Raw genomic sequence first — 25,235 nt, forward strand, 5'->3', positions numbered from 1 at the left:
TGCAAGAATTACCGTCAGCACGGCGGCGTGGCGTGCACCAGCGCCATCCCCGCAAAGTGGCCCGGAAGTTGCTGCGCTTGCAGGCATGGACCTCTCGTTCGACTGGCGCGAAGCCCTCTTCTTCACCATCTCGCCGCTCGAGATCGTCGTTCGCGGCACGGTGATGTACTGGGCGCTGTTCCTGATGTTCCGCTTCGTGGTGCGGCGCGACATCGGCTCGCTGGGCATTGCCGACCTGCTGGTGGTCGTGATCGTTGCGGATGCTGCGCAGAACGGCATGGCCGGCAAGGGTGAAGGCGTTGCCGACGCCATGCTGCTGGTTGCCACGTTGATCGCGTGGAACCGCCTGATCGACCTGCTTGCCTACCATTTCCCCACATTCCAGCGCTTTGCCGAAGCGAGGAAGATCCTGCTCGTGCGCGACGGCACCAAGCTGCGCGAGAACATGCGGCGTGAATCCATCACCGACGACGAACTGGAAGCCAAATACCGTGAAGAGGGCGTCGAGAAGATCGAGGAGATCAAGGCGCTGTACCTGGAAGCCGATGGCAAGGTCAGCGTGATCAAGAAGAAGTAGTTGCACCCTGTCCCGCAAGCGGGACAGGGTGCCAGGCTAGTTCACCTGCCGGTTCATCCCCTCCCAGAACGGCTCGCGCAGCTTGCGCCGCAGCAGCTTGCCGGACGGATTGCGCGGCAGCACGTCGACAAACTCGATGCTCTTCGGCACCTTGAAGCCAGCCAGCCGCTGGCGCGTCCACGCAATGATGCCGTCGCGGTCCGGCGACTGCCCTGGCTTGAGCACGACGATGGCCTTGACGGCCTCGCCCCACTTCTCGTCCGGCACGCCGATCACCGCGACGTCGGCCACCTGCGGGTGGCCGTAGATGGCGCTTTCGACCTCGGCCGGATAGACGTTCTCGCCGCCGCTGATGATCATGTCCTTGACGCGGTCATGGATGTACAGGTAGCCCTCCGCATCCATATAGCCCGCGTCGCCGGTGCGCAGCCAGCCGTCGGCATCGATGGTGCGCGCGGTTTCTTCGGGCTGTTTCCAGTAGCCGGCCATATTGTGCTGCGAGCGCACCACGAGCTCGCCGACTTCGTCCGGACCCAGCGCGCGCCCTTCATAGTCCACCACCTTGATCTCCACGCCCGGCAGCGGCTTGCCCGCAGCGCGCATGCGCGGCACCTCTTCCGTGGTGTGGTCCTCGGGCGGCAGCGCGACGATGGTGCCGGTGGTCTCGGTCATGCCGTACTGCTGCACGAAGCCGCAGCCGAACACTTCGATGCCTTCGCGCAGCAGCGCCGCCGGAATCGGCGCGGCGCCATACAGCAGGTACTTCAGGCGCGAGTAATCCACCTGGCGCGCGCGCGGATCGCGCAACACGATCTGCATCGCCGCCGGCACCATGAACAGCTTGCTGACGCGTTCGTGCTCGATGAAATCCAGCACAGCGCGCGGGTCGAATTCGCGTGCGACCACACCCTTGGCGCCCGAGAGCAGATTGCGCAAGCCCCAGCCCGAGCCCCCGATATGCGCCACAGGCATCGCCACCAGCGAGATATCGTCGGACGTCCAGTGCGACCAGGGAATGCCTTCGCGTTCGCTGACCTCGGTGCCAATGGTCAGGTTGCGGTGTGTCAGCATCGCGCCCTTGGGCCGCCCGGTGGTGCCGGAGGTGTATAGCTGCAACACCACGTCATGCGGCGCCGGACGGTGTGCCGGCGGCGTCGCCGGCTGTGCGTCGCGCCAGTCGGTGTAGCAAGCGGCATCGCCGCCGTCGGCGCACGGTTCCATCAGCACCACCTTGCGCACCATCGGCAGCGCCGGCCGCAGCGACTTCACCATTGCCGCCGATTCCGGGCCGACGAACAGCACCACCGCATCGCAATGGCCCACGATGAATTCGACCTCTGGCGGCGCCAGGCGCCAGCTGGCCGGCGTGGTGACGACACCGGCCTTGGCCGCGCCAAGCAGCAGTTCGAAGTAGCGGTCGCTGTTCTTGCCGATATAGCCAATGCGGTCGCCGGCGCGGACGCCCTCGGCCAGCAGCGCCTGCGCGACCCGGTCGGTATTGCGCTCGAAGTCGGCGTAGGTGGTCTGGCGGCCCTCGAACGCATACGCCACCGCGTCGGGCCGCAGCCTGGCGAAATGGCGCACGGCGTCAGGCAGCGTGCTCAGGTAGCTGAAATCCATCGGCGTCTCCGTATTGATTTGACCCAGTCCGCGTCGCTCAGCGCGGCGCCATCCGGATGGCGCCGTCCAGCCGCACCGATTCGCCGTTGAAATAGCCGTTGCGGCACATCTCGACCGCCAGCGAGGCAAATTCTTCCGGCTGGCCCAGGCGCTTGGGAAACGGCACAGATGCGGCCAGCGCGGCCTTGACGTTCTCGGCCGCGCCCTGCAGCAGCGGCGTATTGAAGATGCCCGGCAGGATGGTATTGACGCGGATGCCTTCGCCCGCGAGGTCGCGCGCGATCGGCAGCGTCATGCCGACCACGCCGGCCTTGGACGCCGAGTACGCGGCCTGCCCCATCTGGCCGTCCTGCGCCGCCACCGAGGCGGTGTTGATGATCACGCCGCGCTCGCCGCCCGCGGTGTCCAGCGTCAGCATGCCGGCGGCCGAACGCGCGATGCAGCGGAAGGTGCCGATCAGGTTGATCTGGATGATGCGCTCGAAGGCATCGGACGGGAATTGCTTGATCTGGTCCGGCGCTTCCTTGGAACGCGATGCGGTCTTGATGGCATTGCCGGTGCCGGCGCAGTTGACCAGGATGCGTTCCTGGCCGATGGCGGCACGCGCCCTGGCGAAGCCGGCCTCGACCTCGGCCTCGGAAGTCACGTTGACCTGGCAGAACACACCGCCCAGTTCGCGCGCCAGCGCTTCGCCCTTCTCCGCGTTCAGGTCGAACAGCGCCACGCGCACGCCGTGCGCCGCCAGCGCACGCGCCGTTGCCGCGCCCAGGCCCGAAGCGCCGCCCGTCACCACTGCCGATACCGATGCATTGAGTTCCATGCCGTCTTTCCTTTGTGTGTTGTTGTCGGGCCGGACAGGCCACCGGTTCCGGTGCGCGCGCCCGCGATCCGTGAGACTGTGAAGTGGGCCGGCGGGTGCGGGAATGCCCACGCCGGAGTGGGTTCGAGATTCGTGGATCGGCGCAAGCGACGCATCGTCCGAAGCGACGAATGGCCGGACAGTGGTCCGGCAGACGACCCGGCAGTCCGGATGCCGCGGTGGTCACCCGGCACCGCCGATGCGCTACAGTGGCGCGATCGACGGTCATTCCCACGCCGGGCCGGCAGCGTCACGCCGGACCCCGCACGGACATCCAGCCATGTGCAAACCCGATCGCAACGCCCCCTCCCGATCGATGTGGCCACGCCGGCTCGCGCCGCTCGCACCATGTGCCAGCCTGGCCGCGCATGTCCTGCTGCTGGCGCTCGCACTGCTGTGGTGTGCGCTACCGGCGCCTGCCACGGCCGCAGGCCCGCTTGCCACGCTGCTGACACCTGCCAAACCCGCGCCCGCGAGTGCGCCGGCGGCTCCGGCCAGCGTGCCGCTGGCGCAGTCGCTCGACCAGGTGATCGCCACCCTGCAGGACGACAGCGAACGGCGTGCGCTGGTCGGTCAGCTGCAAGCCATGCGGCGCGGCCTGGACGCTTCCGGCGCAGTGCCGGCGCCGGCGTCCGCCGCCGCGGCCGGGGCTTCGGCACCGGGGCTGATCGGCGCCGTGGCCGAGGTGCTCGACGAAGTCGACACGCACCTGCGCAAGGACCGCGGGCCATGGCAATACTGGGGCTGGCGCTCGCGCTTCGCCGGCGACGAATGGCGCGCCGCGCTGACCCATCGCGGCACCCGCTCGGCGCTGGACTCGCTGCGCGAATTCGCGCTGGTGCTGGCAGTATGGGCCGCGACTGGCTGGGGCCTGTGGGAGATCGGCCACCGCATCCGGCGCCGGCGCGCACCGCCGCGCCCGCGTACCGAGCGCGCCAGGCTGCCCGAGGTGCCGTCGTGGGTGGATGTCGGGGTCTTCATGCTGCGCCATATCGGGCCCTGGGTGATCGCCTTCGGCATCACGCTGCTGATGGCGACGCGCACCTTCGCGCAGTCGCCAGCCGCCGTGGCCGCGGTGCTGGTCGCATACGCCATCGTGGCCGGCGCGATCGCCGCCGCGATGTGCCAGGTCATCTTCGTCCTGTTCCGCACCGCGCACCGCCAGGTTGCGGTACGGCAGCTGCTGGCGCGCTCGCCGTGGCTGCTGTTCTGCACCGGCGCACTGGCGGCGCTGGGCGACAGCGCCACCGACAGCCGCGTCGTCGCGGTGATCGGCACCAACCTCGCCGCGCTGGTGTCGACCACGGCCAATATCGCCGCGGCACTGGGCATCGGCGTGTTCGCGCTCGTTTTCAGGCGCCAGATCGGCCAGCTGATCAGCCAGCGGCCACTGGCCTTCCGCCAGGCGCACCCGGGACTGACCGACCTGCTGCGGCTGATCGGCCAGGCCTGGCACCTTCCGGTGCTCGCGGTGGTGGTCGCGTCTGTGATCGGCACGCTGCTGGCCGCGGGGCACGCCGATGTGCTCCTGCGCCGCACCGTGGCCTCGGTGGCACTGTTCGTGGCGGCGCTGCTGCTGACGATGGTCGCCGGGCGCTCGCCCAAGGCAACGGCACAGCCGCCACGCTTCCGCGACCGCCGGCGCTCGGCCTATGTGCAGCGCTTCGGCCGCTTCGCCATGGCGCTGCTGCGGGTGCTGATCTGGGCGGTGTTCGTCGCCATGGTGATGCGTGTCTGGGGCACGTCGCTGATGCGGCTGGCGGAATCTTCCGCAGCGGGCCGCCATATCACCGAGACCGTGTTCAGCGTGACCAGCACCGTGCTGCTGGCCTGGCTGGTCTGGCTGCTGATCGACACCGCCATCACGCAGACGCTGTCGCCCGCGCACGGACGCGGCGCGCAGCCCAGCCTGCGCGCCAAGACCATTCTGCCGCTGGTGCGCAATGCCTCGTTCATCGCCCTGCTGGTGATCGGGGTAATCGCCGTGCTGGCCAACCTGGGCGTCAACGTGACACCGCTGCTGGCAGGCGCGGGGGTGGTCGGGCTGGCGATCGGCTTCGGGGCGCAGAGCCTGGTGCAGGACCTGATCACGGGGCTGTTCATCGTGGTCGAGGATTCGATTGCCATCGGCGACTCGATCGAGTTGCCCGACCATGCCGGCGTGGTCGAAGGCATGACCATCCGTACGGTCAAGCTGCGCGACGGCCGCGGCGCACTGCACACATTGCCCTACAGCCAGATCAAGGCAGTCAAGAACCTGTCGCGCGGCTATGGCTATGCCGTGTTCAGCATCGGCATCAGTTATCAAAGCGACCTCGACCGCGCGCTCGAGCTGATCCGCGCCACCGGCACGGAAATCGCGCGCGACTACCGCTACTCGCGCAACCTGATGTCGGGGCTGGACATTCTTGGCCTGGACCGCTTCGACCCGAGCGGGCCAGTGGTGATGGCACAGTTCAAGACCCGGCCGCTGACGCAGGCGGAAATCACGCGCGCGTTCAATGCACGCCTGAAGCGCAACTTCGACGCCCACGGCATCCGCATGGCATCGCCCAGCCTGACGATCCAGGTGGATGGCAAGGGCGTGCAGTTGGCGGGCGGCGAGAAAGCAGAGCCGGCACCGCAATAGTCGCGTGCCCACCTTCGCAGACGTTCGCAGAAATGGGTACGGAAGCCATTTTCCGACCTGATTACAGGGTCTTTATGTCCCAAATATTTCGGACAGGTGTGGCGTGCGTGACACGCTCCGGGCTATTTCAGCGCTGAAAAATTTGACGTTTTCGTCACGCGGATTCGCATCACGCCCCAAAGAGGCGGCCGCGCTGGCGGCGCCAGTACGCTGCAGTGCAGCAATTCCCTCGCCAGCAGGCCGAGGCTAACGCCTGCAATCGGTGTTTTCCCTCCCGCCATGGGGCATTAAACAAACATTATTGTTTGGCATCATTGTTTTATGCAGCCTACCGGAATATGGCGGGATCGCTGCGATGACCGTATCGGCGCATATTCGAACGCCAGAGCGGCGATAACACAAAAGAACGTGGCCATTTGCCGTGGGCACGAAGCAAGAGGCGTTTGCCACCGGGGGAAATGTGAACATGGGCGAACACCCGACTGCGGACGAGGATTTCCATCGTCTGGTCGACTCCATCTACGAGTCCGCGCTGGACGTTGCGGCAATGCCCGCGGCCCTGGACCTCTTTTCCCGGTACACCTCCACCGGCAGCCCGCGTTACCTCATCTGGGACAAGCTCGCGGGCCATGCACGCCTGGGCGTCACGCCCCACGGATGCTTCACCAGCGGCGCAAGCGTTCCCGAATGGCTGCCCAGTCCGCTCGACCTGCCCCACGCCGGCCCCTGCTGCGCGCCGGCCGACACGCCTGACAGTCCCGACTGCACGCCCATGCATGCTGCCTCGCACGATGGCGCCGTGGTCGCGAGTTCGGCGGCCATGCTGGCTTGCAGCGGACTCGAACAAGGCGTCCGCCTGATCGAGAACGCCGAAATCTGCGTGCTGATGAGCGGCACCAGCGCGGGCAGCATCAGCGCCGGCCAGCGCGAGCGGCGCCTGGCCCACGTCATGCCGCACTGGGTGCGCGCCGCGCGCATGCAGCAGCGCAATTTCGAACTGAGCGGGCTGGCCAGCCTTGGCCTGGCCGGCCTCGACACGCTGGACTTTGGCGTGATGGTGCTGCAGGCCGACCTGCGCGTGCGCTACGCCAACAGCTGGGCCGAGGCGCTGGTGCAGGCCGACAGCCACCTGTCGCTGCAGGACGGCGTGCTGCGCGCCCACAGCGACACGCTGCAGGCCGTGCTGCGCACGCTGCTGGACGGCGCCGTGCGCGGCCGCGGCGCCGAGGCCGCGTCCGGCTCATGGATGCACATCACCTCCGGCGGGCAGCCGGTACCGATCATCGTCACGCCGCTGGTCTCGCGCCAGCCAGTGGAAGGGCCGTGGCAATTGCCGGCCGCGATGATGTTGTTCGGCAATTCAGAGTCGCGCTCGGTGCTCGATGCGGGCGTGCTGACTTCGCTGTTCGGTCTGTCGCGCAAGGAGAGCATCATCGCCATCCGGCTCGCCGCCGGCGAGACGCTGAATGAAATCGCCGAGCGCGAGTTCCTGTCGCCGCATACGGTGCGCGTGCATATCCGCGATACGCTGCGCAAGACCGGCACGCATCGCCAGTCCGAACTGGTGCGCCTGCTGCACCTGCTGCCGGGCGTCAACCTCGAGCGCACCGGAGTGACCTCGGCCGTCCGGCCGCGCCCGTCGCGTTCGGGAACGGCCTGACGCCAGGGCATCAGGTCCGGAGCGCCCCGTCCGGGGCGCCACTCTGCGCCAATATCGAATCGGTATCGCTTCGCAATAAATCGATATTGGACTGGCGCTCCACGCGTGAACTACGCTGTGCCCCACCCTGAGCCATCCGGAATGCAAGGCAGTAGCCGCCGCGTTCCGCCGGGCTCGCGTGCCACAGCTACAGGACTTCACCGTGACTGCCCTGCTTTCCACCTTCGACCTGACGCCCCTGCCGCCGCACGCGCTCGCGTTCCGCGCCGAGGTACGCGCTTTTCTTGACGAGCACCTGCCCGCCCTGCCGCCGGAAACCCGTGCGCGCTCGTGGATGGGGTTCGATGCGGCGTTCAGCCGCGCACTGGCCGCGCGCGGCTGGGTCGGCATCACGCTGCCGCCGCAATACGGCGGCGCCGGCCTCGATCCCTACTCGCGCTTCGTGCTGGTGGAGGAGTTGCTGGCCCGCGGCGCGCCGGTATCGGCGCACTGGATCGCCGACCGGCAAAGCGGCCCGCTGATCCTGCGCTACGGCAGCGATGCGCAGAAAGCGCGCTACCTGCCCGCGATCTGCCGTGGCGAAGCGTTCTTCTGCATCGGCATGAGCGAGCCGAACTCCGGCTCCGACCTCGCCAGCGTCACGACACGCGCGGTGCGCCAGCCCGATGGCTCCTGGCGCCTGACCGGCCGCAAGATCTGGACGACCAACGCCGACCGCTGCCACTTCATGATCGCGCTGGTGCGCACCTCGGGCACGCCGCAGGACCGCCAGGGGGGCCTGTCGCAGTTCATCGTCAACCTGCACGCGCCCGGCGTCTCGGTGCGTCCGATCCACGACCTGGCAGGCGATGCGCACTTCTCCGAGGTCACCTTCGACGAGGTCGCGCTGGCACCGGATGCGCTGGTGGGCCACGAAGGCAGCGGCTGGGAGCAGGTCAACGCCGAACTCGCGTTCGAGCGCAGCGGCCCGGAACGGCTGTACTCCAGCGTGGTGCTGCTCGATACCTGGCTTGACGCCATGCGCCGCCTGCCGCCGGCGCGGCGCGACACGGTGACCGCGGGCCGCCTGGCCGGGCATCTGGCGGTGCTGCGCGCGATGTCGCTGGCGGTGACCGCGCGCCTGGCGGCCGGCGCCAGTCCGGTGGTCGAAGCCGCGCTGGTCAAGGACCTGGGCACGACCTTCGAGCAATCGATCCCGGCGCTGGTAGAAGCGGCGCTGGGCGACGAACCGGCACTGGCCGCCGACGGCGCGCTGTACCGCACGCTGGCCTACGTCACGCAGATCGCCCCGTCGTACTCGCTGCGCGGCGGCACGCGCGAAATCCTGCGCGGCATGATCGCGCGCGGTCTCGGCCTGCGCTGAAGCGCTGCACCGTCCCGACGCCCTGCACCCCGACGAGATCCATCATGCATAACGCTTACTCCGACGCCCTCGACGCGCTGCTGCGCGATTGCTGCACGCCCGCCACGATCCGCGCGCTGGAACAGCAGGCCGATCCCCGCGCCGCATGGCAAGCCCTGTGGCAGTCGTTGCGCGACAGCGGCTTTGCCGACTGCCTGCTGCCCGAGGCCGCCGGCGGCGCCGCGCTGCCGCTGCCTGAGCTGGCGCCGGTGCTGTTCGTCACTGGCCGCCATGTCCTGCCGCTGCCGCTGGCACAAACCATCTTCGCCCGCGCCGTGCTGCACGCGCATGGCATCGCCCTGCCCGACGGACCGATCGCGCTGGCGGGATTCGACGACGGCGCGCCCGCCGCCCTTGTCGCCGATGCGCGCCATGCCCAGTGGTTCCTGCTGCAGGACGGCGAACGTTGCCTGCTGCTGCCGGCGGCCGACGCGCGCGCCGAGCCCACCGGCGCGCACGCCGACCTGACCCTGCGCCTGCCGCGCCCGGACGCCGCCGCGCCGGCTGCGTTCCGCCTGCCGCCCGGCACGCTGCGCACCCTCGGCGCCTGCCTGCACGCCGTCCAGCTGGCCGGGGCGCTGTCGCGGGTGCTCGACCTGACACTGCAGTACGCCAACGACCGCCAGCAGTTCGGCCGCGCCATCGGCAAGTTCCAGGCGATCCAGCACCAGGTCAGCGAAATGGCCGAGCACGTGGCGGCGGCGCGCGTGGCGGCGCAGCTCGCTTGCGACAGCAGCACCGGAGAGCCCGACCGCCTGCGCGCCGCGATCGGCAAGCTGCGCGCCAGCGATGCCGTCACGCCAGTGGCGGCCATCGCCCATGCGGTGCATGGCGCAATCGGGATCACGGAGGAATACGACCTGCAGCTCTACACGCGCCGGCTGCATGCCTGGCGCGTGGCGGACGGGTCGGAGCGCTGGTGGAGCCGCGTGCTGGGCGAGGCGGTGTTCGCCGGCACGGACAGCCCCGCGGTCGAACTGGTGCGCGGATGGTGCGAGTGAGAGTGGGAGTGAGAGTGCGGGAGTGGGGGCGTAAGCGCGCGCCCGCTGCCTGAAGAAGCCTCAGGCAACGCGCGCGGCAAGCACAGCGAGGGATCAGGCGGCCAGGCTCAGGCCGCCGTGCGGCTTGCGGTGCCGGCGTTCCGGCTTGCACTCGTACTTGAGTTCGGTGCGCCCGTCTTCATAGGCCACTTCCAGCCGTACGGTAAAGCCCCACAGCCGCGTCACGTGCCGCACCACCTCGTCGAAGTTGTGCGCCAGCGGCCGGCGGTCGTTCTGCAGGTGGCGCAGCGTCAGCGAGCGGTCGCCGCCGATATCGACATTGGTCACCTGGATATTGGGCTCCATGGTCGACAGGTCATATTGCGCAGCCATCAGCTGGCGGATCCCGCGATAGCCCTCGTCGTCGTGGATGGCGGTGACGCGCAGCTTGCCCTCGCGGTCGTCGTCGAGCACCGAGAACAGCTTCAGTTCGCGGATCACGCGCGGCGACAGGAACTGCAGCAGGAAGCTCTCGTCCTTGAAGTTGCGCATCGCAAAGTCCAGCGTCGTGCGCCAGTCGCTGCCGGCGAACTCCGGCGCCCAGCGGTAGTCCTCGTCGGTCGGGTTCTCGCACATGCGGCGCAGGTCCTGGAAGATCAGGAAGCCGACCGTGTACGGGTTCAGCCCGCTGTAGTACGGGCTATGGTACGGCGGCTGGTAGATCACGTTGGTGTGCGCCTGCAGCAGCTCCATCATGAAGGCGTCATTGACCAGCTTTTCCTCGTAGAGCTGGTGCAGGATGGTGTAGTGCCAGAACGTGGCCCAGCCCTCGTTCATCACCTTGGTCTGCCGCTGCGGGTAGAAATACTGCGCGATCTTGCGCACGATGCGCACGATCTCGCGCTGCCACGGCGCGAGCTTGGGCGCGTTCTTTTCGATGAAATACAGCAGGTTCTCCTGCGGCTCGGGCGGAAACGCAATTTCCGGCTCATGCGACTCGTCGTCGGCGGTCAGCGCATGCTGGCGATGCTTGGGCAGCGTGCGCCACAGGTCGTTGACCTGCATCTGCAGGTAGTTCTCCCGATCGGCCTGGCGCGCCTTTTCTTCGGTGATGGAGAGCTTCTTGGGCCGCTTGTAGCGGTCGACGCCATAGTTCTGCAACGCGTGGCAGGAGTCGAGCAGCGCCTCCACCTCCTGCTCGCCGTAGCGTTGCTCGCACTCGGCCACGTAGTTCTTGGCGAACAGCAGGTAGTCGACGATGGCGTCAGCGTTGGTCCAGGTGCGGAACAGGTAGTTGCCCTTGAAGAACGCGTTGTGGCCGTAGCAGGCATGCGCGATCGTCAGCGCCTGCATCGGCATCGTGTTCTCCTCCATCAGGTAGGCGATGCAGGGATTGGAGTTGATGACGATCTCGTAGGCCAGCCCCATGTGGCCGCGCTGGTAGCTGCGCTCGGACGCCAGGAAATGCTTGCCATACGACCAGTGGTTGTATCCCACCGGCAAACCCGCCGACGCGTAGGCGTCCAGCATCTGCTCGGCCGTGATGATCTCGATCTGGTTGGGGTAGGTATCCAGCCCGAATTCGCCGGCGATGCGGGCGATCTCGCGGTCATACCGGTTGATCAGCTCGAAGGTCCATTCCGAACCCGTGGAGAGATAAGCCATCTTCGCCCCTTGTTGCGGGCAAGGCCCGCCCCGACCCCGCGGGCGTGCGAGCTGCCGCGCCGCGTGGTCCGCGTTCACTTGCCACTGCCATCACTGCGGGCCTTCAGCATCGGGCCCGTTCGGTGTTTCCGTAGCGCCGGCCGCGCGTCGACCTAGGCCGCGCGCTTCTGGAACAGGTCGTGCAGCACCGGGTAGATCTCGTCCGCGCCGATGATGCGCTGCATCGCAAAGTGGTCGAACTGGTTCTTGACCGTCAGGTACTCTTCCCAGAGGTTCTGCGGTTCCTCGGACGCCACCTCCACGTATGCGTAGTACTGCACCAGCGGCAGGATCGACTCGCGCAACAGGCGTCCGCACAGCTCGGAGTCGCCAGCCCAGTTGTCGCCGTCGGAGGCCTGCGCACAGTAGATGTTCCACTGGCTTGGCGGATACCGGTCATGGACCACCTCCACCATCAGCTTCAGCGCGCTGGACACCACGGTACCACCGGACTCGCGCGAGTGGAAGAAGTCTTCCTCTTCGACTTCCTTGGCCACGGTGTGATGCCGGATGAACACCACGTCGATGCGCTCGTAGTTGCGCTTCAGGAACAGGTACAGCAGCATGAAGAAGCGCTTGGCCAGGTCCTTGCGGCTCTCGTCCATCGAGCCGGACACGTCCATCAGGCAGAACATCACCGCCTGGGCCTGCGGGCGCTTCTTCAGCACGCGGTTGTTGTAGCGCAGGTCGAGCTTCTCGATAAAAGGCACGCGGTCGATGCAGGCACGCAGGTGCCGCATCTTCTCCATCAGCTCGAGCGTGCCTTCGGCGTAGGGGCCGTCTTTTTCCAGCGCCTCGGCATACTCCAGCTCCAGCTCGCGCAGGCGCTTCTGGTAAGGGCTGGACAGGGCGATGCGCCGCCCGATCGAGCTGCGCATGGTGCGCAGGATCGACAGGTTGGACGGTGTGCCGTCGATGGAATAGCCGGCGCGCACCTTGCGCACCTCGGCGATCTTGGCGAGGTGGCGCTTGGCCAGGTCCGGCAGCGCCATGTCCTCGAAGAAGAAGTTCAGGAAATCCTCGCGCGACAGCGTGAAGACGAAATCGTCCTCGCCCTCGCCGCTGTCGCTGGCCCGCGAACCGGTCCCGCCACCGCCCTGCTGCTGGCGGTCGAAGGAATCCCCCTTGACGAACTTCTTGTTGCCAGGGTGGATCCACTCGCGCCGCCCGCCCTGGCCGTGGTGGAAAATCGGTTCGGAGATGTCCTTGACCGGAATGGACACCTGGCCACTCTGCTCGATGTCCATGATCTTCCGGCCGGACACCGCCTTTGCCACCGCCTGCCGTATCTGTTCGCGGTAGCGCTTGATGAAGCGTTGCTGATTGACGGCACTCTTGTTGCCGCCGTTCTCGCGCCGATCGATGACCGTAGCCATAAGTTGCCCTCGTTGAGAGACTGCTTCCGCGGCGCCGTTACGATGATTTTCTTACGCGCAGATACCACTCCACCAGAAGTCTCACTTGCTTGGGCGTGTACCCCTTCTCGACCATGCGGTTGACGAAGTTCTCGTGCTTGTCCTGGTCTTCGCGAGAAGACTTGGCGTTGAACGAGATCACCGGGAGCAGGTCCTCCGTGGTGGAGAACATACGCTTCTCGATCACCATCCGCAGCTTTTCATAGCTGGTCCACACCGGGTTCTTGCCGCTGTTGTTAGCCCGCGCGCGCAGCACGAAATTGACGATCTCGTTGCGGAAGTCCTTCGGGTTGGAAATACCCGCGGGCTTTTCCACCTTCTCCAGTTCGTCGTTCAGCGCGTTGCGATCGAGGATTTCGCCGGTGTTGGGATCACGGTACTCCTGGTCCTGGATCCACAGGTCGGCGAACACCACATAGCGATCGAAGATGTTCTGGCCATACTCGGAGTACGACTCCAGGTAAGCGGTCTGGATCTCCTTGCCGATAAACTCCACGAACGGCGTGGTCAGATACTCCTTGATGTGCGCCAGCAGCTTGGCTTCCTGTTCCGGCGGGAACTGTTCGCGCTCGATCTGTTGCTCGAGCACATACAGCAGATGCACCGGGTTGGCCGCCACTTCGGTGTTGTCGAAGTTGAAGACCTTGGACAGGACCTTGAACGCAAAGCGCGTCGACAGCCCGTTCATGCCCTCGTCGATGCCGGCGTAGTCGCGGTACTCCTGGTACGACTTTGCCTTCGGGTCCACGTCCTTCAGGCTTTCGCCGTCATAGACGCGCATCTTCGAAAAGACGTTGGAGTTCTCGGGCTCCTTGATGCGGGTCAGCACCGCGAACTGCGCCATCATCTTCAGCGTGTTCGGCGCGCACGGCGCGGCCGACAGCGAACTGCAGCGCAGCAGCTTGTCGTAGATCTTCACCTCGTCGGACACGCGCAGCACGTACGGCACCTTGACGATGTAGATACGGTCCAGGAATGCCTCGTTGTTCTTGTCCGACTTGAAGGTCGTCCACTCCGCCTCGTTCGAGTGCGCCAGGATGATGCCGTCGAACGGAATCGCGCCGAAGCCTTCGGTGCCCTTGTAGTTGCCTTCCTGCGTTGCGGTCAGCAGCGGGTGCAGCACCTTGATCGGCGCCTTGAACATTTCGACGAACTCGAGCAGGCCGCGGTTGGCCAGGCACAGGCCGCCGGAATACGAGTACGCATCCGGGTCGTCCTGCGGGAAGTCCTCGAGCTTGCGGATGTCCACCTTGCCCACCAGCGACGAAATGTCCTGGTTGTTCTCGTCGCCCGGCTCGGTCTTCGAGATCGCGATCTGCGACAGCACCGACGGGCGCAGCTTCACCACCCGGAACTTGGTGATGTCGCCGTTGAACTCATGCAGGCGCTTGACTGCCCACGGCGAGGCAATCGTGTTCAGGTAGCGGATCGGGATGCCATAGTCCTCTTCCAGGATCTTGCCGTCTTCTTCCGGCGCGAACAGCCCCAGGGGCGACTCATGGATCGGTGAGCCCTTCAGCGCGTAGATGGGGATCTGCTCCATCAACGCCTTGAGCTTCTCCGCGAGCGAGGACTTGCCGCCGCCGGGAGGCCCGAGCAGATACAGGATCTGCTTGCGCTCTTCCAGGCCCTGCGCCGCGTGCTTGAAGAACGAGACGATCTGCTCGATCGTGTCCTCCATGCCATAGAAATCGCGGAAGGCCGGATAGATGCGAATGACCTTGTTGAAGAAGAGTCGGGACAACCGGGGATCATGGTGGGTATCCACCAGTTCCGGCTGGCCGATCGCGGCGAGCATGCGCTCGGCAGCGGTCGCGTAGGCAGTGGGATCCTTCTTGCAGATCTCCAGGTATTCCTGGATGGTGTATTCCTCTTCCTTGCGAGCTTCGAAGCGCGTAGCGTAATGGCCGAAAATGTCCATACCTCACTCCCGTCAGAGTTCACATCCGAGGCGAAGGTAGTTCTACCCTTCAAGACTTCGCAAGTTCCGTGGTTCGCCACCCCGGCTTGACGACCGGTGAATGTTGCGAAGACTTTACTTCATCATAGTCAAATAACGGCGATGGTGGAGTCCGAGTTGACGAATCTTGCATCGACGCAACGCTTGTTTCCACGCTGCGTTTATCGCCTGATTCGGCTGGTGGCGCTGTCAGCTTTTGGCTGATATTTCATCTCGGTGCCGCACCCCGCGCGCGACGGGCCATTGACCATGCTTGTGACAAACCTTACACCTTTCCGCAGGTCCCTGCACAGCCGGTTTTGTAACCGGAAACACAAAAGCCGGCACAGTTGCCGGCTTTTATGTTGGTTTCAGAAATAGCTCATGCGCGCATCAGCATAGGCTGAGTGCTGATAGCAGTCAGCGCTGCCCGCGCGCGGCCATCAGAGCGTGCGCGCCACCAGCTCTTTCATGATCTCGTTGGAGCCGCCGTAGATCTTGCCGACGCGTGCGTTGGCGTACATGCGCGCGATCGGGTATTCCAGCATGTAGCCGTAGCCGCCGTGGAACTGCAGGCACTCGTCGATGATCTCGCAGTTCTTTTGCGTGCACCACCACTTGGCCATCGCCGCGGTCGCGGCATCCAGCGTACCCGCCATCAGGCGCATCATGCAGTCGTCGACGAAGGTGGCGGCGATGGTCGCCTCGGTCTTGCACTCGGCCAGGCGGAAGCGGGTGTTCTGCAGGTCGGCCAGCGCCTGCCCGAAGACCTTGCGCTCGCGCACGTATTCGGTGGTGAGCTCGATCGCGCGATGCATCGATGCGGTCGCGCCCAGGGCGATGATCATCCGCTCCTGCGGCAGCTGCTGCATCAACTGGTAAAAGCCCTGCCCTTCCTGCTCGCCGAGCAGGTTGTCGCACGGCACCAGCACGTCGTCGAAGAAGAGTTCGGCGGTGTCCTGGCCCTTCTGCCCGATCTTCTCCAGGATGCGGCCGCGCCGGAAGCCTTCGAGCTCGCGCGTCTCGACCATGATCAGCGAGACGCCGCGCGAGCCGGCTTCCGGATCGGTCTTGGCGACCAGGCACACCAGGTCGGCGTGGTAACCGTTCGTAATAAATGTCTTTGCACCGTTTATGCGATAGCAGTCTCCGTTGGCGGTCTTTTCGCGCACCGCGCGGGTGCGTACCGATTTGAGGTCCGAGCCCGCGCCGGGTTCCGACATGGCGATGGCCGCGACCATCTCGCCGCTGGCCATCTGCGGCAGCCATTTTTTCTTCTGCGCTTCGGTGCCGTAATTAAGCAGGTAATGTGCCACGATGCCGCTGTGCACGTTGTTGCCCAGGCTGGTGAAGATGGCGCGCGCCATCTCGCGCGTGATCACCGCTTCATGCGCAAAGTTGCCGCCGCCGCCGCCGTACTCTTCCGGGATGCTGGCGCACAGCAGGCCGGCCTGGCCGGCGCGGCGCCATACGTCGCGGTCGATGTAGCCCTGCGCGGCCCAGCGCGCTTCGTTCGGCGCCAGTTCACGCTCGATAAAGCGGCGTACGGTGTCCTGGAACATCTCCAGGTCTTCGGTCATCCAGGGAGTCTGGCGTGCGGCGGGCGCCGCATGTTGGTGTTGGGATGCCATAGGTGTGCGGATACGAGGGTAAACGAGTAATCGGCACAGGCGGCGGCGCTGTCGGGCAGCCGCGCCTGTATACGTAAACGGTGTGTGCGGTTTAGCGCGAACGTTGCCGCCGTGCTGCGACACAGCATGGCGGTCCCGGGTTTTCAGTCGGGCCAGCGGTAGCGCAGCGGCTGCTTGGCCATGAAGCGGTCGGCAGCCTCGCGGCGGTAGCCGGTGGAAAAGGCAATGCCCTGGCCATCCGCTTCCATCGCCAGCATGGTGTGCAGGTCCTGGTTGAGCGACGCGTTCAGCGCCTGCTTGGTCAGCCCGACCGCGACCGGCGAAGCCTCGGTGAAGGCGCGCGCCAGCGCCTGCGCGCGCTCGGCCAGGCTTTCCTCCGGCACGATTTCCATGACGATGCCAAGGTCTTGCGCGGCCGCGGCATTGAGTTCGCGCATCGAGAACATCAGCGCCTTGGCGCGTTGCAGGCCGATCATCCGCGGCAACGTGTAGAAAACGCCACAGTCGGGGATCAGGCCCATGCGCAGGAATGGCAGCCCGAAGCGCGCGCGCGGCGTGGCCAGGATGATGTCGGCGGTCAGCGCCAGGCTGAAGCCGGCACCGTAGGCCGCGCCGTTGACCGCGGCGATGACCGGCACGTCGAGCTGGATCAGGTCTTCCAGCCAGCCGTGCGCCTGCTGCAGCCGGCGGCGTCCCTGCGGCGCGTCGATCTCGATTTGCATCGAGCTGATGTCGCCGCCCGAGCAGAAATCGGTGCCGGCGCCGGTCAGGATCAACGCGCGCACGCTCTCGTCGGCACGCACCTGGCGGACGGCTTCGCCGATTTCGCCGCGCATCGGGATCGACAGCGCGTTCTTGCGCTCGGGGTAATTCAGGGTCAGGGTGGCGATGCCGTCTTCGATGGCAAAGCGGATGGTTTCCATGGATAGACTCCGGTATGCGGTGCCGTGGCGGTCAGCGACGGTCAATGCCGATCAGTCGAGCTGGATGTTGGCGTCGCGCACGATCTTGGCCCACTTGGGCATGTCGCCGCTGACCACCTCGGCCAGCTCCTGCGGAGTCGAGCCAACCGGCTGCAGGCCCATGCCGGCCAGCTTCTGCGAGACCTCGGGCAGTTTCACGATGCGCGCGGTCTCGGCGGCCAGCCTGGCGGTCACGTCCCTGGGCGCGCCGCCGGGCAGGAACAGCCCGAACCAGCCATTGGGCTCAAACCCTTTCAGGCCCAGCTCGGCAAAGGTCGGCACATTGGGCAGTGCCTTGTAGCGCTGGCTGCCGGTGATGCCGAGGATCTTGAACTTGTTGCTGCCCAGGTAGGCATTGGCCGAGGTCACGTCGACGAAGGCCGAGTCCACCTGCCCGCCGAGCACGTCGCTCATCAGCGGCGCGGCGCCCTTGTACGGGATATGGGCCATGTCGATGCCGGCCTGCTGGCGCAGCAGCTCGCCATGCAGGTGCGACGAGGTGCCGTTGCCGTAGGAGCCGTAGCTGAGCTTGCCCGACTTGGCCAGCGCCAGGAACTCGCGCATGTTGTTGGCCGGCACCCGGTTGGGCACGACGAACAGGTCCGAGGACTTGGCGATCAGCGACACCGGCGTGAAGTCCCTGGCCACGTCGTACGGCATGCGCTTGTACAGGCTCGGCGACTGGATCATCGCGGTGATCGCCAGCAGCAGCGTGTAGCCGTCGGCCGGCGCCTTGGCGACGGTGTCGTTGCCCAGCATGCCGCTGGCACCGGGCTTGTTCTCCACCACCACCGGCTGGCCCAGGATCTCGGCCAGGCGCTGGCCGACCAGGCGGCCGACGGTATCGGTGCCGCCGCCGGCGGGGTACGGCACGATCAGGCGGATCGGCTTGCTCGGATACGGCTGCTGGGCGAAGACCTGGCCCGTGGTGCCGAGGATGGCCGCGCCGGCCAGGGTGCCGGCCTGCGCCAGCCAGTTGCGTCTGCTTTGCTGCATGCTGTGTCTCGCTTTCTTCTGTGTTTCGCCGCGCGCTCAGGCGCGCGGGGCTTCGGCCTGCATCTCGCGTTCCTGCAGGGCGCGCCACTGGATCTTGCCGGTGCCCGACTTGGGCAGCGCCTCGACGAACTCGACGATACGCGGCACCTTGTAGGCGGCCAGCCGCTCACGGCACCAGGCCATGATGCGTTCGGGATCGGCCTCGGCGGTGCCGCGCGCCTCGGGGCGCAGCGCGATCACCGCCTTGACGGTCTCGCCGCGGCGCTCGTCGCGCGCGGCGATCACGCAGGCCTCATGGATGGCGGGGTGGCCATACAGCAGGTTCTCCACCTCGGCCGGCCACACCTTGAAGCCGGAGGCATTGATCATGCGCTTGAGGCGGTCGCGCATGAAGAAGTAGCCCTCTTCGTCCATGAAGCCCAGGTCGCCGGTGCGCAGGAAGCGCTTGCCGTCGAGCTCGACGAACGAGACCTCGTTGGCCTCGGGGTTGCGCCAGTAGCCCTGCATCACCTGGCCGCCGTGGGCGACGATCTCGCCGGTCTGGCCTTGCGGCAGCTCTGCCAGCGTCTGCGGGTCGATCACGCGCGCATCCACGCCGAAGGTGGCAATGCCCAGGCATTCGCGCTTGGGCTTGTTGCGCGGGTTGGACAACAGGAACGAGGCGGTCTCGGTCATGCCGTAGGCTTCCACATAGGGCAGGCCGAAGCGCTCCTGCAGCATGTTGGCCACGGCGTCGGGCATCGCCGCGCCGCCGCCGCCGAGGAAGGCCAGGCTCGACAGGTCGCGCTGCCCGATGCCGGGCTGCGAGAAGAAGTCCACCATCATCGCCGGCGGCGCGCCCCACACCGAGGCGCGATAGCGCTCGATCAGGTCGGCGGCAAGGGCGCGGTCCCAGCGCGGCATCAGCACCACGGTGGCGCCGAGGTAGATCGGCGAATTCATGCAGTTCTGCATGCCCAGCAGGTGGAACATCGGCGCCACCGCCAGCACCACCGACTCGGGCGTGCTGCTGCGCCAGATCTGCGAGCCGACCGCCGCGGTCATCATGGTGCCGTGCGTATGCATGCAGCCCTTGGGATTGCCGGTGGTGCCCGAGGTGTAGGCGAGCATGCACAGCGTGTCGAAGCCGGCCCGGTGCGGCAGCGGCCGGTGCCCGGCCGCGCTGGCGGCATCCCATGCCACCGGCATGGCGCCGGAAGGTGCCGGCTGCAGCGCCGGCGCTGGCTCGCGCAGCCATGCCGGCACCGGCAGGCCACCGTCGTCGCGCAGCATGCCGGCGTAGTCGTGCACGATCACGTGGCGCAGCGCCGGGCCATGCAGCGGCGACAGGCACTGGTACAGCTCGCTGCCGGCGAAGGCGGCGACGGCGCCGCTGTCGGACACCACGTGCGCCAGCTCGGCCTCCAGCCACATCGGGTTGGCCGGCACCACCACGCCTTCGGCACGCAGGATCGCGTAGTAGGCAATGATGAACTGCGGGCAGTTCTGGCTGAACAGCAGCACGCGGTCGCCAGGCTGGATGCCGCAGGCCTGCTGCAGGTAGCCAGCCATGCGCTCGATCTCGTCCTGCAACTGCGCATACGAGATCGCGGTGCCGAAGTACTGGATCGCGGTCTTGTCCGGATAGCGGCGCGCGGCGGCCTCGACGTTGTAGAACAGGCCGGTGCGCGGCGTGTGCAGCGTGGCGGGCAAGCCCGGCGGCCAGGCCGGGGAACGGAACGGCAGGTTGGTACTTGTAGCAGGCTTCATTTGCAGCAGGGGTAGCGGTTCAAGCGGTTCAGATCAAGAAATGGGAAATCAGTCCAGCCGGATGTTGTTGACGCGGATCACCTTGCCCCAGCGGGCGTAGTCGGTCTGCACCGTCTGCGCAAAGGCGTCGGGCGTGCTGCCGGTCAGCACGATCCCCATTTCGCCCATGCGCTTGCGCAGCTCGGGCTGGGCCAGGATGCGGTTGACCTCGGCGGCGTACTTGTCCACCACGGCGCGCGGCGTCGCCGCCGGCAGGAACAGGCCGAACCAGCCCTGGCCGTCCATGCCGGCCACGCCGGCTTCGCGGAAGGTCGGCACGTCCGGCAGCTGCGGCGAGCGCGCCGGGCCAGTGACGGCAAGCGCGCGCAGGCGGCCCGAGGCGTTGTGCGGCTTGGCGCCCATCACGGAGATGATGGCGGCCGGCACCTGGCCGCCGAGCAGGTCGTTCAGCTCCGGCGCCTCGCCCTTGTACGAGACGTGCACCATGTCGAGCTTGGCCGACTCCTTGAAGATCTCGCCGTACAGGTGGCCGCTCGAGCCGGTGCCATAGGAGCCATAGGAGAACTGCTTCGGCTTGGCGCGGACCAGTTCGATGAATTCCTTGATGTTGCTGGCGGGCACGGCGCTGTGCACGGCAAAGACCAGGTTGGTCGTGCCAAGCTCCGACACCGGCACGAAATCCTTGACCGGGTCGAACGGAGGCTTGGCGTAGAGGCTGGGCGCCTGCACCAGCGTGGTAATCGTCAGCAGCGCGGTATGGCCGTCCGCCTCGGCGCGGGCCACGGCTTCGGAGCCGATCATGCTGCTGGCGCCGGGGCGGTTCTCCACCACCACCGGGCGTTTCCAGGCCTTGCCCAGGCCATCCGCCACCGCGCGCCCCAGCACGTCGGTGGCGCCGCCGGCCGGATATGGCACCACCAGCCGCACGGTCTTGTTCGGGAAGGCTGACTCGGCCCAGGCCGTGCCCGAGGTCAGCAGCCCCACGCCGGCCGCCGCCAGCAAGGCGGCTCCGAAGCGCCTGAATGCGCTACGACGGTCTGCACCACACACCGCACCACGCCCCGCACCACGTTCCTCACTACGCCGCACTGCCTGCATGTTGTCGTCTCCTTTGGCTTCTTATCCGAGCGAACCGGGCGCGTGGCCCCGGCTCAACCGGTACTGGCCGCCTTGCGGGGCCCGTTTCTTGTATTAGCCGGAGAGTGCGCGATGCTGCGGTGCGTGGACAATGACCAGACGGGCCAAAATGATTGGCCGAATCGCTCAGGCAAAAGGCAGGCTTTGGCAAATCCCGATTGTGCGGTGCAGCCGGCGCTTGATAAGGTGGCGCAAAGACCGGGAATGTCCGTGCCGGCGCGTCAACCTGACGAGGAGACCCATGCACACCGCTGTCCTGCCATCGCTGCGCCCGCCAGTGCCGGGCAAGCTCCACATTGCCGGCGCACTGGCGCAGGGTCCGGTGCCCGGCGGCGCCGCGCGCCTGCCCGGCGCGGCACAAGGCAAGGCCGCCATGGCTGCCACGTCTGGCCAGGCCCCGGCTCGCCACACGGTCGCGATCCAGCACGTGCACCGCATCCTGCAGGGTGCGCACCGCCTCGGCCACGACGTCGACGCGCTGCTGCGCCGCGCGGGTGTTTCGCCGGCGCTGCTGGCCTCGCCGAGTGCGCGCGTGACACAGGGGCAGTACGCGGCGCTGATCCGCACGCTGCGCCGCGTCATGCGCGATGAGCTCTGGGGGCTGCTGGACCGGCCGGTCCCGCCCGGCACGTTTGCCCAGACGGCGCGGGCCATGATCCATTGCGCCACGCTGGAAGACGCCATCCACGCCGCAATGCGCCTGTACCGGCTGCATGTCGATGCCTTTACGCCGCGCCTGCATGTCAGCGCCGACGGCCGGATCGCGTCGATAAGGCTGCACCGGCGCGCGCCCACCTCCGCATGCCGCAGCTTCGCGGAATCGACCTTTGTGTTCCAGGGCTATGCGCTGGTGAGCTGGCTGGTGGCGCAGCATATCCCGCTGCTGCGCGTCGACCTGGCCAACGAACGCCCGCAGGGCGGCAGCGACACCGAACGCGTGTTCAAGACCGCGGTGCACTACGGACAGCCGATTACCGCGCTGCATTTCGACGCCGCCTGCCTGCGCCTGCCGGTGATGCAGGACAGCGCCAGCCTGCGCGCCTTCCTGCAGGAGGCGCCGCGCAACCTGCTGATCCGCTACCGCGACAGCTGCTGCCTGGCCGAACGCATCCGGCAGCACCTGCGCTCGCACCTGAACGACGAGCTGCCGTCGCTCGAGCAGATGGCGCAGATGCTGCGCCTGACGCCGCAGACGCTGCGCCGCCGGCTGCGCGACGAGGGCCGGGGCTACCAGAGCATCAAGGACAGCCTGCGCCGCGATGTCGCCATCGGCATGCTGGAGCACCCCGGCATGACGCTGCAGGAGGTGGCGCTGCGGCTCGGCTTCTCGGAGCCGAGCACCTTCCACCGCGCGTTCAAGAAATGGACCGGCGTGGCGCCCGGCGAGTACCGGTTGCGGGGGATGCGCGGCGAGCGCGAGCCGGGCTGACCCGCGCCATTCAAGCTGCCAAACAAGTTGCTATTCAAGCTGCTATTCAAGCTGGATTTCGCCGTCGAATTTCGACTTGAGGTTTGCCGCCGGCAATTCCAGCGTCATCGTCACCGGAAAGCGCCCGGTGCCGGCGATGGTGCCGTCGGCAATGGCCTGGGCGATCGCCTGCTCGATTTCGCGCTGCGAGCTGACGCCGACGACCTTGAGGAACTTGCGGATGCTGAGGTTGAAGGTTTCCTCATCCATGTGCTGTCTCCGGGACTAAGGTGGAGTAAGGCGCGCGGTGCGCCTGGAAACAGCCTAGGCGATGCGGGGGCTTTGTGCAGGCGCCCCCGGGACCTGTGCTTCAGATGACGCCCTGCTCCCGCAGCGCGGCAATGCGTGCGGCAGACAAACCCAGCACGTCTTCCAGCACACGCTCGGTATGCTGCCCGAGTCGCGGTGGCGGCGCATCGTACTGCACCGGCGTCGCCGACAGCCGCAACGGGCTCTTGACCGTCGGGCAGAGACTGCCGTCATCGCGCACCAGGTCGACCTGCAGCTCGCGGTAACGCACCTGCGGGTCTTCCAGCACCTGGCCGTAGTCGTTGATCGGGCCGCACGGGATGCCCTGCGCTTCCAGCGCCTGGACCCAGTGGGCCGTCTCTCGTGTGCGCATGTGCGCCTCCAGCATCGGCACCAGCGTCTCGCGGTGGACGATGCGGCCGGGGCCGGTGGCAAAGCGCTCGTCCCCCGCCAGGTCAGGGCGTTCGATGCCACGGCAGTAGGCCTGCCACTGCCCGTCGTTGCCCGCCGCCACGATCATGTAGCCGTCGGCGGTGGCGAACACATGGTAGGGAACCATGTTGGCGTGCGCATTGCCATAGCGCGGCATGGCCTTGCCGGTCACGCGCTGGGCGATGATCGGCGTGGCACCGACCGCCACCACCGCGTCGAGCAGCGCCATGTCGATATGCTGGCCTTCGCCGGTACGTTCGGCATGACGCAGCGCGGCAAGCACGGCCACCGTGGCATACATGCCCGTGAGCATGTCGACCACCGCCACGCCAACCTTCTGCGGCCCGCCGCCGGGCAGGTCGTCGCGCTCGCCGGTGACGCTCATCAGGCCGCCAAGGCCCTGGAAGATGAAGTCATAGCCGGGCTTGTGCGCGCTCGGCCCGGTCTGGCCGTAGCCCGTGATCGAGCAATAGACGATCGCCGGGTTGACCGCCTTCAGGCTTTCATAGTCCAGCCCGTAGCGCTTGAGGTCGCCGACCTTGTAGTTCTCCAGCACGATCTGCGACCTGGCCGCCAGTTCGCGCACGATCGCCTGCCCTTCCGGGCTGGCGATATCCAGCGTCACCGACTGCTTGCCGCGGTTGGCGCCGGCAAAGTAGGTGGCGTCGCGCGACGACTCGCCGTTGGCATCGGGCAGCCAGGGCGGCCCCCACGAACGGGTGTCGTCGCCGGCGCCGGGGCGCTCCACCTTGATGACCTCGGCCCCCAGGTCGGCCAGGTTCTGCGCGCACCACGGTCCGGCCAGTATGCGCGACAGGTCGAGCACCCGCACGCCCTGGAGGGCGCCGCGGGTGCCGGGCAGGGATTGCGCCCCCGCCATCTCAGATCGGGTCCCAGCCGATCACGTCGGGCGAACGCTCCAGCTTGAAGAAGCTGTTGCGCATCGCCGGCATGGCGATCTCGGCCACGCTTTCCGGGGTCCAGCCTTCGCTCATATGCACCGAGCGCACCGGGCGCGGCTGGCTCATCAGCATGATTTCGTTGGCACGCACCGCGAAGATCTGGCCGTTGACTTCGGACGCAGCATCGCTGGCCAGGTACACCGCCACCGGGGCGATCTTGCCGGCTTCCATCTTCTGCAGCTTGGCCACGCGGGCCTTCTCTTCCGGGGTTTCGGCCGGGATCGAGCTGGTCATGCGGCTCCAGGCGAACGGCGCGATGCAGTTCGAGCGCACGTTGAAACGCTGCATGTCCAGCGCGATCGACTTGGACAGCGCCGCGATGCCCAGCTTGGCCGCCGAGTAGTTGGCCTGGCCCAGGTTGCCGATCAGGCCCGAGGTGGAAGTCATGTGCACGTAGGCACCGCTCTCCTGGTCCTTGAAGTAGTTGGCCGCGGCGCGGCTGACGAAGAAGGTGCCGTGCAGGTGCACGTCGATCACCGAGCGCCATTCTTCTTCGTTCATCTTGAAGAACATGCGGTCGCGCAGGTTGCCCGCGTTGTTGACCACCGCGTCGATGCGGCCGAAATTGTCCAGCGCGCATTGCACGATGGCGTTGGCGCCGTTCCAGGTCGAGACGCTGTCCGTGTTGGCCACGGCCTCGCCGCCGGCGGCGCGGATTTCTTCCACCACGCGCTGCGCGGGGCCCGTGTCGCCGCCCTCGCCGGTCATCGACACGCCCAGGTCATTGACCACCACCTTGGCGCCGGCGGCAGCCAATGCCAGCGCGATCCCGCGCCCGATCCCGCCACCCGCGCCCGTCACCAGCGCAACCTTGCCTGCCATCAAACCGCTCATTGCCTTGCTCCTCTCAAATCCTCTGAAATG

General features: G+C 66.9%; 19 protein-coding genes. 6 read left to right on the forward strand and 13 right to left on the reverse strand.

What is annotated here, in order from left to right:
* Window positions 1–85 precede the first annotated feature (85 nt).
* On the forward strand, window positions 86–577 hold the full coding sequence (locus tag LPA45_RS23745) for a DUF421 domain-containing protein (RefSeq protein WP_116322656.1): 492 nt from the start codon (window positions 86–88) through the stop codon (window positions 575–577).
* Between the two features lie 36 nt (window positions 578–613).
* Here the strand turns inward: LPA45_RS23745 and LPA45_RS23750 are convergent, their stop codons facing one another.
* Together LPA45_RS23750 and LPA45_RS23755 are read right to left on the reverse strand one after the other, a co-directional pair.
* Window positions 614–2,197 (reverse strand): fatty acid--CoA ligase, encoded by a 1,584-nt coding sequence (locus LPA45_RS23750; protein ID WP_116322655.1) that lies wholly within the window; start codon window positions 2,195–2,197, stop codon window positions 614–616.
* Between the two features lie 37 nt (window positions 2,198–2,234).
* Window positions 2,235–3,017 (reverse strand): SDR family NAD(P)-dependent oxidoreductase, encoded by a 783-nt coding sequence (locus LPA45_RS23755; protein ID WP_317924842.1) that lies wholly within the window; start codon window positions 3,015–3,017, stop codon window positions 2,235–2,237.
* Between the two features lie 319 nt (window positions 3,018–3,336).
* Between LPA45_RS23755 and LPA45_RS23760 the strand changes: the two genes are divergently transcribed.
* The 4 genes from LPA45_RS23760 to LPA45_RS23775 all read left to right on the forward strand — a co-directional run bounded on the left by LPA45_RS23760 (window position 3,337) and on the right by LPA45_RS23775 (window position 9,748).
* A complete protein-coding gene (locus LPA45_RS23760; protein WP_317924841.1) occupies window positions 3,337–5,685 on the forward strand; it encodes a mechanosensitive ion channel domain-containing protein in 2,349 nt (782 codons plus the stop codon).
* A 466-nt stretch (window positions 5,686–6,151) separates the two neighbouring features.
* Window positions 6,152–7,345 carry a helix-turn-helix transcriptional regulator gene (locus LPA45_RS23765; RefSeq protein ID WP_116322652.1) on the forward strand — a complete coding sequence of 398 codons (1,194 nt, stop codon included), beginning with the start codon at window positions 6,152–6,154 and terminating at the stop codon, window positions 7,343–7,345.
* A 202-nt stretch (window positions 7,346–7,547) separates the two neighbouring features.
* Window positions 7,548–8,708, forward strand: coding sequence for an acyl-CoA dehydrogenase family protein (locus LPA45_RS23770; RefSeq protein WP_317924840.1), 1,161 nt, complete (start codon window positions 7,548–7,550; stop codon window positions 8,706–8,708).
* Window positions 8,709–8,752: 44 nt separating this feature from the next.
* The gene (locus tag LPA45_RS23775) at window positions 8,753–9,748 is read left to right on the forward strand and encodes an acyl-CoA dehydrogenase (RefSeq protein ID WP_116322651.1); all 996 of its coding nucleotides are present in this window, start codon (window positions 8,753–8,755) and stop codon (window positions 9,746–9,748) included.
* Between the two features lie 93 nt (window positions 9,749–9,841).
* Here LPA45_RS23775 and LPA45_RS23780 read toward each other — a convergent pair whose 3' ends face one another.
* The 8 genes from LPA45_RS23780 to LPA45_RS23815 all read right to left on the reverse strand — a co-directional run bounded on the left by LPA45_RS23780 (window position 9,842) and on the right by LPA45_RS23815 (window position 21,221).
* On the reverse strand, window positions 9,842–11,392 hold the full coding sequence (locus LPA45_RS23780) for a SpoVR family protein (protein ID WP_116322650.1): 1,551 nt from the start codon (window positions 11,390–11,392) through the stop codon (window positions 9,842–9,844).
* 152 nt (window positions 11,393–11,544) lie between these two features.
* Window positions 11,545–12,807 carry a YeaH/YhbH family protein gene (locus LPA45_RS23785; RefSeq protein WP_116322649.1) on the reverse strand — a complete coding sequence of 421 codons (1,263 nt, stop codon included), beginning with the start codon at window positions 12,805–12,807 and terminating at the stop codon, window positions 11,545–11,547.
* Between the two features lie 37 nt (window positions 12,808–12,844).
* Window positions 12,845–14,767 (reverse strand): PrkA family serine protein kinase, encoded by a 1,923-nt coding sequence (locus LPA45_RS23790; protein ID WP_116322648.1) that lies wholly within the window; start codon window positions 14,765–14,767, stop codon window positions 12,845–12,847.
* Window positions 14,768–15,228: 461 nt separating this feature from the next.
* Window positions 15,229–16,416 carry an acyl-CoA dehydrogenase family protein gene (locus tag LPA45_RS23795; protein WP_317924838.1) on the reverse strand — a complete coding sequence of 396 codons (1,188 nt, stop codon included), beginning with the start codon at window positions 16,414–16,416 and terminating at the stop codon, window positions 15,229–15,231.
* 143 nt (window positions 16,417–16,559) lie between these two features.
* A complete protein-coding gene (locus tag LPA45_RS23800) occupies window positions 16,560–17,339 on the reverse strand; it encodes an enoyl-CoA hydratase/isomerase family protein (RefSeq protein ID WP_116322646.1) in 780 nt (259 codons plus the stop codon).
* 51 nt (window positions 17,340–17,390) lie between these two features.
* Complete coding sequence (locus tag LPA45_RS23805) at window positions 17,391–18,374, reverse strand: tripartite tricarboxylate transporter substrate binding protein (protein WP_116322645.1); 984 nt, start codon at window positions 18,372–18,374, stop codon at window positions 17,391–17,393.
* Window positions 18,375–18,410: 36 nt separating this feature from the next.
* Window positions 18,411–20,123 (reverse strand): long-chain fatty acid--CoA ligase, encoded by a 1,713-nt coding sequence (locus tag LPA45_RS23810; RefSeq protein ID WP_317924836.1) that lies wholly within the window; start codon window positions 20,121–20,123, stop codon window positions 18,411–18,413.
* 48 nt (window positions 20,124–20,171) lie between these two features.
* Window positions 20,172–21,221 carry a tripartite tricarboxylate transporter substrate binding protein gene (locus LPA45_RS23815; protein WP_116322643.1) on the reverse strand — a complete coding sequence of 350 codons (1,050 nt, stop codon included), beginning with the start codon at window positions 21,219–21,221 and terminating at the stop codon, window positions 20,172–20,174.
* 280 nt (window positions 21,222–21,501) lie between these two features.
* Here LPA45_RS23815 and LPA45_RS23820 point away from each other — a divergent pair, with 280 nt between their 5' ends.
* Complete coding sequence (locus LPA45_RS23820) at window positions 21,502–22,689, forward strand: AraC family transcriptional regulator (RefSeq protein WP_116322642.1); 1,188 nt, start codon at window positions 21,502–21,504, stop codon at window positions 22,687–22,689.
* A gap of 42 nt (window positions 22,690–22,731) precedes the next feature.
* Here the strand turns inward: LPA45_RS23820 and LPA45_RS23825 are convergent, their stop codons facing one another.
* The 3 genes from LPA45_RS23825 to LPA45_RS23835 all read right to left on the reverse strand — a co-directional run bounded on the left by LPA45_RS23825 (window position 22,732) and on the right by LPA45_RS23835 (window position 25,205).
* Complete coding sequence (locus tag LPA45_RS23825) at window positions 22,732–22,938, reverse strand: DUF6494 family protein (protein ID WP_116322641.1); 207 nt, start codon at window positions 22,936–22,938, stop codon at window positions 22,732–22,734.
* 100 nt (window positions 22,939–23,038) lie between these two features.
* Entirely contained in the window at window positions 23,039–24,289 is a 1,251-nt protein-coding gene (locus LPA45_RS23830; RefSeq protein ID WP_116322640.1) for a CaiB/BaiF CoA-transferase family protein, read from the reverse strand.
* 1 nt (window position 24,290) lies between these two features.
* The gene (locus LPA45_RS23835; protein WP_116322639.1) at window positions 24,291–25,205 is read right to left on the reverse strand and encodes an SDR family NAD(P)-dependent oxidoreductase; all 915 of its coding nucleotides are present in this window, start codon (window positions 25,203–25,205) and stop codon (window positions 24,291–24,293) included.
* Window positions 25,206–25,235: the final 30 nt, after the last annotated feature.

This window comes from Cupriavidus sp. Agwp_2, from assembly GCF_040784895.1.
GTDB lineage: Bacteria > Pseudomonadota > Gammaproteobacteria > Burkholderiales > Burkholderiaceae > Cupriavidus.